Source organism: Arthrobacter sp. 131MFCol6.1 (assembly GCF_000374925.1).
In the GTDB taxonomy this organism is placed as follows: Bacteria; Actinomycetota; Actinomycetes; order Actinomycetales; family Micrococcaceae; genus Arthrobacter.
The window spans coordinates 47,031-60,492 of record NZ_KB895546.1; the positions used below are offsets into that span (position 1 = coordinate 47,031).

Sequence of the window (13,462 nt, forward strand, 5' to 3'; positions counted from 1 at the left end):
TCTTCCTGCCAGCTTCTGCCCGTCTTGAATAGCCGCCCGGGATGCCGCCTGCAGCCTGCCGGGGTCAGCCGAGCCGGGCGCTGTCTGCCGGAGTCGAGATGACATCTTTGAGTTCCGATCGGCTGGCGACGTGCAGCTTCGAATACACCTGATAGAGGTGTCCCTCCACAGTGCGGACCGAAACGTGCATCTGTTCCGCGATCTTGCGGTTGGACGTACCGGCAGCGGCCCGGACCGCCACTTCACATTCCCTCGCCGTCAGGGTTGAGGTTGTGAGTGAACGCAGACCGTTCTTCGGACTGCCGAACTTGTCATCGAGGGACTGCTGCGCCCGCTGGGCGATCCGCAGCGCGATCCGGTTGCCGGCGTCGTTCGCGCAGCCGACGGCTTTCCGCACCGCGTCCCTGGCGAACACGGTGTTGCCGAATGCTTCAGCGTCCTTGGATGCCCCCAGCAACTGTTCGCTGTCAGCCTCCCGCATGCCTTCGGCCAGCCGCGAGCACAGGGCCGCGAATTGTCCGGTCACCCTCCCGCTCAGGCTGCCGAGCTTCTGGCCCGCCTGGCGGTCCCCCAACCGGGCGGCGGCGGACTGGAACAGGAGCGCGGGAGCCAGTGCTGAAGTTTCGATGTCGTTGCCCGCCTCGGCCGCGAGTGCGCGGATGGACATTGCCCTCTGACCGAGCTCGGCCTGGGCCGACAGTTCGAAATAACGTGTGAGCCGTTCCACCAGCCAGGCCGCAGGCCGCCGGACCTGGGCAAGATCGCCAAGTAGCAGGCCGGCCACTTCCTCTTCGCCCTGGAGCGCGGCGGCATAGGCGCACACGGCCGCGGCCAGGCCACCCAAAGCGTCGGGGTCCTGCGCCCGAAGCTGCCAGCGGCCTGCCTGAAGCCGGGACAAGGCGTCGTCGAGGTGTCCGGCATGCAGGTCCATGACGCCGTGCCCTATCTCGAACATCCCTCCCAGCCTGGTCTGGGGCTCTCCGCCGCTGTACGTCTCCTCGAGATAGACGGACGTTTCCTTGAACTTGCCCGAAAGCAACAGGAGGAGCAGGAACCTGCCCCTGATCTCACGAACCGCATGGTCCGTGAGACGCACGTTGGCTGTGGCCGCCAGGATCTGCTGGCCCAGGGCCAGCGCCCGCACCACGTTGCCGGTGACGGCCAGGGCCTCGCTGCGCACACTGGCGGTCAAAATCCTTGGTTCGCTGCCCAGGTCCCCCTCGTCCACGCCGTCTGTTATGGCCAGGACTTCGGCGTAGCGGCCACGGAAGGCGGCGAGCCCGGCCTCGGCCAGCCGCAGCCGCTCCCGGGCCGCAACTACAAGTGAACTCTGCGCCGCGGGCTCGGCAGCCAGCCGCTCTGCGAACTCCTGTATCCGCGCCTCGGGATCGGCGCCCGGCGCGGTGCTGCGTTTGTCCAGTTCCACGCGCAGGAGCTGCAAGGCGGTCCACTCGCTCAGGGGAAGCTTCGCGCACGCTTCGTCATCGAGTGCCTCCAGCACCCGGCGCGCGGACTCCTCGTTGTTCACCGAGATGTGGGCATTTGCTGTTTCGATGGCGATCAGGGCGGCCGGTTCGCTTCCTTCGACCTCCTGGACAAATCGCAAGGCGGCGGCGTGGTCGGATGCACCGTTCGCGGCGCGGGCGGCCGCCAGGGCCACCCCGGTGCTCACCTCTTCCCCGCAGTCCAGAGCCCAGGCGACACCGGCCGAACCGCCCGTGTCGACCGTGTCCGACTCCTGGAGCACGGCCGTGAGCCGGCGGCGGAGTTCGGCGCTGCGCCCGGGCGGGACCACGTTAGCGACAATGCCGGCGGTGACCGGGTTGGCGACGCTGACCATCGGCGGGTGGTCATGGGTGACCCGGATCAGGGCCCGTTCCTGGAGCGCGTCCATATCCTGCGGGTTGGCGATGAGCATGAGGGTCTGCAGCGGGACCGCCCCGGCGAGTGCCAGCAGTTCAAAGACGTCGCGCTGGCCGTTGCCGAGCCGGTTGAGTCGTGCCTTCACGACGTCCCGGATCTCTCCGGTCAAGGCGATGGGGCCGTTGCCCAGGAACCATACACCGTCCTGGCGGACGACTGTGCCCAGCTTGATCTGCTCCCGGGCCAGGGAATGGAGGAACAAGGGGTTGCCACCGCTCGCGCTCCAGAGCGCCCGGGCGGCGGTGAGGGAGAACCGGCCGCCGTATTCGTGGTGCAACGTTGATGCCGTCTCTTCGAAGTCGAACGGTCCGAGGTCCACCCGTCGGAGCAGGTCATCCTTCCACAGGCCCATGATGTCGCCGCCGATGTGGGGCATGTCCACGCACGCCGCCAGCAACGTGACATGGGACCCGGCGCTCAACTGGGCCACCATCATGCTGGAGAGCTCGTCGAGGTCGTGGGCGTTGTCCACGAAGAGGACGATTTGCCGGCCCTCGGATTTGGTGTGGAGCAGCTGGGTCAGTCCGCGCAGCACCATCAGCGGGTGCTCGAGGTGGGAGGCGTCGAGGTCGTTGAGCAGGACGCTCAGGGCCCCGTAGGGGAGCTTGGAGGATATTGAGCTGCCCCTGACCTGGACTACCAGGTACTCGTCGCCGAGTTGCTCAAGGGCACGCTGGGCGATAAAGGACTTGCCGGCCCCGTGGTCGCCCACGAGTACTATGCCGCAGCCGGAACCCGACGTCAGGGTCCCGACGATGTCGGCAACGACTTCCTGGCGGGTGAAGGGTCTGTCCTTACTGCGGCCGTAACCGCTTCTTTGCGCCGGAAAAACTACTTCTGTCTGGCCGCTGCCCGCAGGCAAGCCGGCGTCTTGCTGGAACATATGAGAGACCTTCGCAATCAAAGTGTGAGCGGTGATACCTCAACGGTAGGGACTACGCGTATTTTCCGGATGCGTAAGTAGTACTCGATTACGCAGCGAGTATTCGGCCCGCTCTACGTAGCTGTACTCAGTTGGACCGGCCCCGCCGCAAGGCCCAAACCAAGTAGTCGCAATCCCGCTGCACGTGTCCGGCGACCGTAGCGGCCCGGACACGGGAACTACGGCCCGCCAGGGGCCGCCGTCGCTCCGGATACGGCCCCAAGGGCCCTCTCCCTTTGCCTGCCGCTAGTGCCCGCCGATGCCGGGAAGCTGTTCACGGCCCTTGACGTTGAGCTTGGCGTAGCTGCGATAGAGATGGCCCTCAACCGTGCGCACGGACACCTGCAGCTCCGCGGCAATCTGCCGGTCGGTGAGGCCGCGTACCGCAAGCGCCACAATGTCGCGCTCGCGGCGGGTCAGTATGCCGAGTGAGTCATCGCTCTTGGCCGCTTCGTCACCGGGAAGGTCGTCGGCCCGGTCCAGGCACCGCTTCCGCTGGGAGTTGGCCATGCGCTCCCTGAGGGTGTCGCCCGAGGCCCGGTAGACATGCGCCGCGGCGTCGTAGGCAAGGGCGGCAAAGGCCCACAGCTCCGCCGTCTCACAGGTTTTCGCGGCCTCAAGGAGGTCGGCGGCGTTGTCCGTGCTGATGGCTGCGGCGTAGGCGCAGATCGCGGCGGGCCTTGGGCCCTCAAGCCCGGCCCGGAGTTCGAGCAGCCTCGGCGCGGAGTCCGTGTCCCCCAGGGCCAGGCAAAAGGCCAGCGAGTCGAGCTCAAGGCCGGCGGTGTCCACCTCCGGGTACGGGCGGCCGAGCCGCTTCAGTTCCGCGATGGCACCGGGGTAGTTCCCGAGCCGGGCTTTTCCATAGACCACGGCCATCGCGGCCAGCGAGCGCATGTACCTTGGCAAGGCCGCGGGGGCTGCCTCGAAGTCGGCGAGGAGAAGCTCTGCCTTCGTCTGGGCACCGACTTCGGCGGCTGCCGCGAAGGCCATGGCCGCCGTGAGCGCGAAAAGCTGCTGAGGGTCGGTCAACCGCAGCGCTTCGAGCGCGGCACTCAGCGTGTTCAGGGCCTGGGCAGCCTTGCCCTGGTAGAGCAGGATGATGCCGTGAGCCGCGTGCACTCCCCCGCCGAAGGAAATCAAGTTGGGCCCGGAACCGGCGACGAAGCCGGTCAGGAGGCTTTCCGCCCCCTGCCAGTCGCCGGAGTGGATTGCGGCGGCTGCGGACCGGACCACGAGGAAGTCGGTGAGGAAGTAGAGCTCATCATGATCGGCCCCGGCGGCCTCCATGGCCCGGGTCATCGCGGCGAGGGCGCTCAGTCCCTTGCCGCCGGCCAGGAGCCGCTCCGCGTCGAGGCAGAGCCGGAACGCCTGTACGAGGGTGTTCGAGGGCGGGGTGCCGGCAGCCGCGTCCTCGGCGGACGCCGCCGCGGCCGGAGCGGCCGCGTACTCGCCTGCCAGCGCCAGGACCATGGCTTCCATGGTCTCCAGCCGCTCTTCCGTGGCACGGTGAATGGCTTCGGCGTCGTCCGGCCGGGCGGCTGCGAGGCGTTCGGCCGCGCGTCGGAGCGCCTGTGCCCGCTTCATGATCTCTGCCGGCGTGTGGCCCAGCGCTGACATCGCTGCGGCCCACAGGAGGGATCCGGTCAGGAGCCCGGGGATGCTGTTTCCCTGGCCGAAATCGGCGTCGAGGATATCCCGGGCCGCCACGTAGTCAGAGGCGTTGTAGCGGGTCCGTGCTATCACGGCGCGGGCCGCCATCTTCAGTTCCGGATCCTTGACAAGGACTGCAGCCTTACGGGCGAGCTCGTCCTCGTAAAGCCGGCTTGCCAGCACGGCGGCCCTCAGGAGCTGCCGGTCCTCGACCTCCGCGCCGCATTCGATCGACCAGCTCACATGCCGCAACAGTCCCTCGGCCGACGTCGGCTCGCTGTCCATCTTGCGCAGCAGGCTCTGCCGAAGCTGTAGGCTCCTGGCCGGCGAAATCAGGTTCCGCAGCGTGTCGCCGTACACGGTATGCCACAGCCGCAGCTCACCCGACCCGGTGTCCGTGACCCGGATCAGTTCGCTGTCGATCAGCGATCCCACGGCCTCTTCGCCGGCCACAGACTCGATCAGTTCCCGGGACACGGGTTCGGCCAGCGCCACCAGGTTCAGCGCCTGCCGTTCTTCCGGCGAGCGCATCAGCAGCTGGCGGCGCACGACGTCGGTCAGCCGGTCGCCGTGGCTGTTCAGGTGCCGGGTGAACAACCAGACACCGTTGCGCCGCAGCAGCGTCCCGTCGTTCTTGGCATCGTCCAGGAGCCCGTTGAGGAGCATCGGGTTGCCGCCGGAAGCCTCCCAGAGGATCTCGGCGACGTTTGGCAGCACTTGCGAACCGAGCTCGCCCTCCAGCATCTCTGTGGTCTGCGCGAGGGTGAGCGGGCGGAGGTCGTGCCGTTCGGCGATCCCTTCAAACCAGAGCTGCAGGAGCGGTTCCGGCAGTCCGGGCCGGGCTGCCGCGCCCACGAGCAGTTTCGCCCAGCCGGCCGCCGCCAGCTCCGCAAGGATTCCGGCCGTCGCCTCGTCGAGATCGTGCGCGTCGTCGACGACCAGCAGGAGGGGCTTCTGGGTGGCCCGCTTCTGCTCCTCCAGATGCGCCCACAGCGTCCTCAACACGGCCAGCTGCGATGTTGCTTCCTGGACCGGCAGTCCGACGATGAAGGGACCGAGGACACCGTAGGGCACCTTGGTCAGCGACGCGCTGCCGTGGATCGGCACCGGCGTCACTTCCGGGCCCAGCTCCCCGACAACGGCATCGATGAGCCGTGATTTGCCCATCCCGCTGTCGCCGAGGACGAACACGGCCACATGGCTGCCGCCCCGGAGGGCTTCCACTGCTGACATCAGATCTTCCGACCTCCCGGTCAAGGCGCGGTTCGGCACCGTGCCGGGAGTTCCCGCCGGCCCCTTAGATGAGTCCAAGCAGATCACTTCGCGAAGAAACGCCGAGCTTCGTGAACACCTGGTACAGGTGGCCCTCCACAGTCCTGACGGAAATGCCCACTTCCAGGGCGATGTCCTTGTTGGAGACCCCGTTCCCGGCCAGGGTGGCGATTTGCCGCTCCCGGTCCGTCAGCAGCGGGCCCTTGTTGCGCGGCATGACGGGCAGCGCCGGTACGGACTCCGAGAGGCTCTCAAGCATGCTGTAGGCGGCGTTGGCGCTGGCGGTCAGCCCGGCGCCCTTCGCGAAGTCGAATGCGAGCGCGGCGCACCGGGCCTGGACGGCGTCCAGTTCGAGGCCCGCGGCCTGCTCGGCCGCTTCGAGCATGATCGCGGCGTCCTTCTTCCGGCTGCCGACGGCGACCGTCCGGGACAGCTCGGCAAGCGGTCCCTGCCGCAACCCGGCGATTTCCTCCATGAAAAGAAAATCCTTGACGGTTCCGTTCACGGTGGCCCCGAGCATGCAGATGCCGGCCAGCGTGTAGCGGCCCTTCCGGAAATGTTCCTCCGCGGACCGTATCAGCCGGTCCTTGGCCTCGGGGTCACCGAGCCACCGCGACGCCATATCCATGCAGAACTCGGTGGAACTGCCAACCGTGAAGCGGGCCGGGCCGTCAGCCGAGCGGGCCCGGTCCAGGTAGACCGTGGCCTGGACCGAGTTGCCGGTCTGGGCGTAGGCAAAAGCCGTGGCGGCGTAAGCCTGGCGCAGGGACTGCAGGCTCGCCCGGACCTCCAGCTGGGCGATCGCGGCCAGCAACGGATCCAGGGCCATGTAACCGCGGCCGGCATAGACATAGGCGAGCCCGACGGCGAGGTCTGTTGCGGCGCTGCCGGAATGCAGCCCGTGCCCGGCCCGGCCGCTCGCGTCCTTGAGCATGTCGATGGCCTGGCGCCACAGGCCCGAGAGGAGCAGCACGTTGAAAGAGCGCCACGCGAAGTTTTCGCGGATGCGCGGCACGTTGGACCACTCGCCCAGCTGCCCACCGATTTCCCGCATAAGTGCGCGGGCATCGAGTTCGTGACCGGTCATGGACCAGGCCTCCATCAGGATGATGGCCGACCTGAGCCGGTGCACGGGATCGGGCCCCGGGACGTCCGTGGTGGCCGCGGTGGCAAGCCGCTCCATCATGGGCTCGAAATCCCCGATGAAGGAGAAATAGTTGAACTCGCACAGATCCAGGCAAAGCCCGGCCCGGGCCAACGCCGCAGGGGCGGGGGACGGCTCGTCCAGGCTCAGGTCCTGGAGCCGGACCCTGGCCTGCTGGAGCAGTTCGGGGACCTGGCTGGAGCGGTCGTCCAGCCAGGCCATGCAGTCAGCCTTGGCCGCGATGAATTCGGCAAAGTTCTCGGCCGCGAGGTCGTTGACCTGCCGCTCGGAGACGTCGTCCAGCGCGGACATGGCCTGCAGCGGCAGGCCGAGTTGGAGGTAGGCGGCCGATTTCTGCAGCTGTCCTTCGGCCCACTCAGGGTCCGAGGGAGAGAGGCTGCCGGCGCATTTGAGGGCAAATTTCGGGTCGAAGAGCTTGACGGCGGCACTGGCAGCCGCCACGGCATGGGCGGGTGCCAGCTGGGCGTGGCAGTCGTGGGTCCACGCCGCGTAGGCCAGCAGGTCTTCCACGGTCAGCTCGTCCAGCTCGTGTTCCTGGTGCCCGGGGACCTTGTCCCGGAGCTCCAGCCGGCGCTCCACGCTGAGCCAATTGCGGACAATGTCGCCGAGGTAGCGGTCGCCCAGCGTGACGAGGTGCCGGTCCGCGCGGTCGACCACGATCTGGCCGGCCTCTTCCATGTCGGCAATAACACCGGGGCTGTACATCCTGGCGAGCCGGGACAGGGGCAGGGTCCGGGCGCAGGAGAGGACGTCGATGACTTCCCGGGCCTCGGGTGTTTCCCTGGCATACCTGGCCCGGACAATATCCTCCAGCGCCGTCCGGCCATCCAGCACAACCTCATCGAGCAGTGTCCACACGGATCCGGACAGGACAAGGTTTCCGCGTTCGATTTGTTCGGAGACGACGGCCTGCAGGAGCGTGGGGCTGCCGCCTACCAGCTGGTGCAACTGGCTTGCCAGGGCGGTCGAGACCCGATGGCCCAAGGCTGACTGCAGCACCTCCAGGGTCTCGAGCTCGGTCAGGTTGGCGAGCCGGACCTCGGCAAGCTGGCCCGAGGTGATGAGCCAGTAGAAGTCGGGCGGAAGGTCGGTTGTGCGCTGGGCAGTTGCGATCAACCGGGCGGTCCGGGTCTGCAGCAGGTTGAGCAGGACCCCGGTGCTGAGTTCGTCGAGGGCGCCGGCGTTGTCCAGCAGGATCACGCACTGGCGGCCGGCGGCGTCGTCGCGTATCAGCGAGGTAATGCCGTGCAGGATGGCTGTCGGCGAGCCCAGGGAACTCTGCGGGAGCCGCGCAAGGGTGAAGGCGAGGCAGCCGTACGGCGTTGCCGAACCCGGCCCTGAACTGCGGAGCTGGATGGTGTACACCTCGGGCCCGAAGCCCGCGAGGGCAGTCCTGCCGACAAGCGTCTTGCCCACACCGCGGTCGCCGGTGATGACGACGCCCATCCGGTCGTGGGCAAGCAGTTCCTGGCGGACACGCTCCGCATCAGCGTTCCGCGCCAAACCGGACCAGCCGTGTCTCGCGACCTGGCCGGCAGCATGTTCTTCTTCGGCGGGTGCCAATGTAGTGGAAACATTCCCCCAGCCCAGCGAATCCCTCGACATGTAGTTTCCTTCGTACCGCTTTGCAGACAGCAACCCCGGACTGCCCACTTAGAAGTAGCGTATCCCTATCCCCCGACATGAGAGTAGACAGATCATAGCCGGAATGCGGAAAGCTTGGAAAGGAAACCCGTAATCCGCATGCAACTTAGTCGTCCGGCGCCTGCCGGGGGCCCGGGCCGGCCCGCCGTCGGGGCATTTTGACCGCGTGCTATTTTGCCTGCGCTGAGGTCCGAGAGGCGCTACGTCGCCTTGGCGGGGTGGAACTTTTGCTGGGCGGCGGTGAGGCCGTCCCGGACCAGAACTTCGACGGCGTCGGCGGCTGAGTCGATGAGGAAGGGCAGTTCCTTCTTCTCCGGCGCGGAAAAGTCACGCAGGACAAAGTCCGCGGTCTCCATCCGTCCGGGCGGACGCCCGACGCCCACCCGCACACGCAGGTAGTCCTTGGTGGCCAGGGCCTTGGAGATGTCGCGCAGTCCGTTGTGGCCGCCTTCGCCGCCGCCGATCTTGAGCCGCACGGTGTCGAAGGGGATGTCGATCTCGTCATGGACGGCAATGACATGGTCCGGATCGATCCCGTAGAACTGGGCCAGGGCAGACACCGGGCCGCCGGAGACGTTCATGTAGGACAGCGGCTTGGCCAGCACGATCCGGGGCCCGCCGATGCCCAGGCGCCCTTCGAGGACCTGGGCACGCGATTTGTGCGACTTGAAGCCGCCGCCGACGCGCGAGGCGAGTTCGTCCAGGACCATCTGGCCGACGTTGTGCCGGTTGTGGCTGTACTCGGATCCGGGGTTGCCAAGGCCTACGATCAGCCAGGTGTCGGTCATGGATCAGTCCTTCGGTGGGACGCGGTCGGTGGGGCGGGGTCAGTGGGGCGCCGCGAGCGGGGCGGGGCCAGCGCGGGATACGGCACCGGAGACGACGGCGGCCGGGCCCCTGAGGGACCCGGCCGCCGGTAAACTCGCCGGAATTACTCGGCTGCTGCTTCGGCTGACGAGGCAGCGGCTTCGCCCTCTTCGCCCTCTTCGACGTTTTCGGTGGCCTCGGAGATGTTGACGACGAGTGCTTCGGGGTCGGCCAGCAGGGTGGAGCCCTTCGGCAGGACGAGGTCGGAAGCGTGGATGTGCTCGCCGGCGCTGCGGCCTTCGATGCTGACCTCGATGGCGGTCGGCAGGTGGGTTGCCTCGGCCTCGACGGAAACGACCGTCATTTCCAGGTTGTGGACGTTGCCCGGAGCCAGTTCGCCGCTGAGGTGAACGGGCACGTCAACGGTGACCTTCTCGCCGGTGCGGACGGTCAGCAGGTCGAGGTGCTCGATGATCTGCTTGATCGGGTTGCGCTGGATGTCCTTGACGAGGGCCAGGTGCTGCTCGCCGTCGATGTCCAGGGTCAGCAGGGCGTTGGCGGTGCGGACGGCCAGGGTGGTGGCCTTCGCCGGCAGGGTGATGTGGATCGGCTCGGCGCCGTGGCCGTAGATGACGGCCGGGATCAGGTTGGCCATGCGGGCGCGGCGGGCGAAGCCCTTGCCGAATTCGGTGCGGACTTCTGCTGCGAGCTTCTGCTCAGACATGGTTATCTCCTCGTGGGATTTCAAGCTGTGGGACTAAACGGTGTTCAGCAAGGGCGGAGGTCTGTTTACGACCTTCAACGCCGGGCTGCCGTGCGGCTGCCCTTCAGAAGGAGATTCAGACCCAGTCGATCACGGAGACCAGCAGTCCGGATTCCGATTAATTTCCCATCAAAACGGAATTCAATACGGAATGCCGGCGCGCTCCCTCGCCAAGGTTTCGGTACAAGGCTACCAGCGGAGGGACCGGTTTCTGAAACCGGGCCCTCCGCCGGCCGGCTCAGGCCTGGCCGTCGAAAAGGCTGGTGACGGAACCGTCGTCGAACACTTCACGAATGGCGCGGGCGATCAGCGGCGCGATGGACAGCACGGTCAGCTGCGGGAAGCGCTTGTCCGCGGTGATCGGCAGCGTGTTGGTGACCACAACTTCGCGGGCCCCGGACTCGGACAGCCGGCGGGCCGCCGGATCGGAGAACACGGCGTGGGTCGCGGCGATGATGACATCCTTGGCGCCGGCGTTCTTGAGCACCTGGACGGCGCCGGAAATGGTTCCGCCGGTATCGATCATGTCGTCGATCAGGACGCAGGTGCGGCCTTCAATCTGGCCCACGACCGTCTTGGAGACGGCCTGGTTGGGCACGGTGAGGTCCCGGCTCTTGTGCACGAACGCCAGCGGCGCGCCGCCGAGGCGCTCGGCCCACTGCTCGGCCACGCGGACGCGGCCGGTGTCCGGCGAGACGACCGTGACCTTGTCCGAGCCAACCCGGGTGCGGATGTAGTCGGCCAGGAGCGGAATGGCCATCAGGTGGTCCACGGGGCCGTCGAAGAAGCCCTGGATCTGGGACGTGTGCAGGTCCACGCTCATGATGCGGTCGGCGCCGGCGGTCTTGTACAGGTCGGCGACGAGGCGTGCCGAGATCGGCTCGCGGCCGCGGCCCTTCTTGTCCTGCCGGGCGTAGGGGTAGAACGGGGACACGACAGTGATGCGCTTGGCGGAGGCCCGCTTGAGCGAATCGATCATGATCAGCTGTTCCATGAGCCAGTTGTTCAACGGGGCCGGGTGGGCCTGGATCACGAAGGCGTCGGTGCCTCGGACGCTCTCGCCGGCCCGCACATAGATCTCGCCGTTGGCGAAGTCGTAGGCGTCCAGGGGCAGCAGTTCGGTGCCGAGCTCCTTCGCGATCTCCTTCGCCAGCTCAGGGTGCGCGCGCCCCGCGGCCAGCACCAGCTTCTTCTCGCCGTGTGCCGTAATTTCGCTCATGATTGCTAGCCCTCTTCTGTCGGTGCCGGAGTAGTGGAGGATGTTGGGGCGGCGCCCGCGGCGACTGTATCGACCGCGGCGGCGGATTGGGCCAGGCCTGATCCGGCACTGGCGGACTCGGCCAGGGCGGACTCGGCCAGGGCGGACTCGGCCAGGGCGGCGGAGACGGAACCGGGGCGGTTGGCCGCAACCCAGCCTTCGGAGTTCCGCTGCTTGGCCAGGGTGACGGCGAGGGCGCCGGCCGGGACGTCCTGGCGGATGATCGCGCCGGCGCCGCTGTAGGCGCCGTCGCCCACGCGCACCGGGGCCACGAACACGGTGTTCGAACCGGTGCGCACACCCGAGCCGATCACCGTACGGTGCTTCTTCTCGCCGTCGTAATTGGCGGTGATGTTGCCGCAGCCGATGTTGGTGTCCTCGCCGATTTCCGCGTCCCCGGCGTAGCCGAGGTGGGACAGCTTCGAGCCGCGGCCGATCGTGACGTTCTTGGTTTCGTAGAACGCGCCGATCTTGCCGGTCTCGCCCAGGAAGGTGCCCGGGCGCAGGTAGGTGAAGGGGCCCACGCTGGCGCGCGCCCCGATCGTGGAGCCGGAGCCGTGGGTGCGGATCACCGTGGCGCCGGTTCCCACCGTGACGTCGGTCAGCGTGGTGTCCGGGCCGACGACGGCGTCGCGCGCCACCGTGGTGCTGCCGTGCAGCTGGGTGTTGGGCAGGAGGCGGACGTCCTCGTCGAGCGTCACCGTGGCGTCGATCCACGTCGTGGCGGGATCCACGACGGTCACGCCGGCGCGCATCCAGGCTTCGAGGGTGCGGCGGTTCAGTTCAGCGCCGAGCGCCGAGAGCTGGACGCGGTCGTTGGCGCCCTCCACCTGCCAGCGGTCTTCGGTGACGACGGCGGCGACGCGGCCGCCCGCGGCGCGGGCCAGGGCCAGGACATCGGTGAGGTACTTTTCGCCCTGGGCGTTGTCCGTGGTGACGTGGACCAGCGCGTCGCGCAGCACGGCGGCGTCGAAGGCGTAGATGCCGGAGTTGACCTCACGGATTTCGCGTTCGGCGCTGGTGGCGTCCTTGTGTTCGCGGATTCCCGTGACGGTTCCGTCTTCTGCGCGGAGGATGCGTCCGTAGCCGGTGGCGTCGTCGAGCACGGCGGTGAGGACGGTGACGGCGTTGCCCTCGGCCTCGTGGGCGGCGACGAGCTCGGCGAGCAGGCCGCCGGTGAGCAGCGGGACGTCGCCGTACGTGACCACGACCGTTCCGCCCAGCGGCCCCTGGGGGTCGAGCGTGTCGAGCGCTTCCAGTGCCGCTTCGACCGCGCGGCCGGTGCCGGGTACATCGTCCTGGTCCACAATCTGGGCCTGCGGATCGAGGGCGGCGACGTGGGCGGCCACGAGGTCGCGTTCGTGCCGGACTACGAGGGCCAGCTCACGGGGGTTGATACTGCGGGCCGCCTGGAGCGCGTGGCCGACCAGGGAGCGGCCGCCGATCTCGTGGAGAATTTTGGGGGTACGGGATTTCATCCGGGTACCGGCCCCTGCAGCTAGGACGATCACGGCGGCTGGGCCAGTATTCTCGGGGCTCACGTATTGGCTCTCCTTGCTTGGTTGCGCAGTGTGTCTCGCCAAGTTCCGCCCATAGGACTCGAACCTATACTCCACGGCTCCAAAGGCCGGGGTGCTGCCATTACACCAGAGCGGACCGTGCACAGGCTTGACCTGTGGCACGAGAATCAATTCTGCCACGAAGGTTGATGCTCGTGCGACTCAGGGCCGCGGAAGGGCGGCCGGCAGGTGCGGGAGGGCGGTGCGGCCGGGCGGCGCGGCCGGTAGGTGTGCGGGAGGGCGGTGCGGCCGGTGCCACGGGACATGCCCATTCTTGGTCTGCGCGAAGATACAGGTCCTGCAAGATCCCTGCACTCCGCGGGACATGCCCAGTGTTGGTCCCCAGCAATGGACATACTGCCAATATGCCCATCCCTGGCCGCGCCGAGGGACATGTCCTGAGGGATCTAGGCCCTGCAATGGACAGGTCCAGTGTTGGTCTACGCGGCGGGACATGTCCTGCAGGATTCACGCACTCCGCGGAACGTGTCTTCCTGGG

7 protein-coding genes and 1 tRNA gene are annotated in these 13,462 nt (G+C 67.6%); all 8 read right to left on the reverse strand.

The window, feature by feature from the left end; translation table 11 throughout:
• Positions 1-64: 64 nt before the first annotated feature.
• The 8 genes from C566_RS0112350 to C566_RS0112385 all read right to left on the reverse strand — a co-directional run bounded on the left by C566_RS0112350 (position 65) and on the right by C566_RS0112385 (position 13,060).
• Positions 65-2,806 carry a LuxR family transcriptional regulator gene (locus C566_RS0112350; protein ID WP_018774657.1) on the reverse strand — a complete coding sequence of 914 codons (2,742 nt, stop codon included), beginning with the start codon at positions 2,804-2,806 and terminating at the stop codon, positions 65-67.
• A gap of 285 nt (positions 2,807-3,091) precedes the next feature.
• Positions 3,092-5,815, reverse strand: coding sequence for a LuxR family transcriptional regulator (locus C566_RS0112355; RefSeq protein WP_331271121.1), 2,724 nt, complete (start codon positions 5,813-5,815; stop codon positions 3,092-3,094).
• The gene (locus C566_RS0112360) at positions 5,793-8,537 is read right to left on the reverse strand and encodes a helix-turn-helix transcriptional regulator (RefSeq protein WP_018774659.1); all 2,745 of its coding nucleotides are present in this window, start codon (positions 8,535-8,537) and stop codon (positions 5,793-5,795) included. Before C566_RS0112360 ends, C566_RS0112355 begins: the two co-directional genes overlap by 23 nt.
• 239 nt (positions 8,538-8,776) lie before the next feature.
• Positions 8,777-9,364, reverse strand: coding sequence for an aminoacyl-tRNA hydrolase (pth, locus tag C566_RS0112365; RefSeq protein ID WP_018774660.1), 588 nt, complete (start codon positions 9,362-9,364; stop codon positions 8,777-8,779).
• A 143-nt stretch (positions 9,365-9,507) separates the two neighbouring features.
• Positions 9,508-10,107: a 50S ribosomal protein L25/general stress protein Ctc gene (locus C566_RS0112370; RefSeq protein ID WP_018774661.1), complete on the reverse strand. Its 600-nt coding sequence runs from the start codon at positions 10,105-10,107 to the stop codon at positions 9,508-9,510.
• 277 nt (positions 10,108-10,384) lie between these two features.
• Positions 10,385-11,365, reverse strand: coding sequence for a ribose-phosphate diphosphokinase (locus C566_RS0112375; protein ID WP_018774662.1), 981 nt, complete (start codon positions 11,363-11,365; stop codon positions 10,385-10,387).
• Between the two features lie 5 nt (positions 11,366-11,370).
• Positions 11,371-12,882, reverse strand: coding sequence for a bifunctional UDP-N-acetylglucosamine diphosphorylase/glucosamine-1-phosphate N-acetyltransferase GlmU (gene glmU, locus C566_RS0112380; RefSeq protein WP_018774663.1), 1,512 nt, complete (start codon positions 12,880-12,882; stop codon positions 11,371-11,373).
• Between the two features lie 106 nt (positions 12,883-12,988).
• Positions 12,989-13,060: transfer RNA gene (locus C566_RS0112385), tRNA-Gln, on the reverse strand.
• Positions 13,061-13,462: the final 402 nt, after the last annotated feature.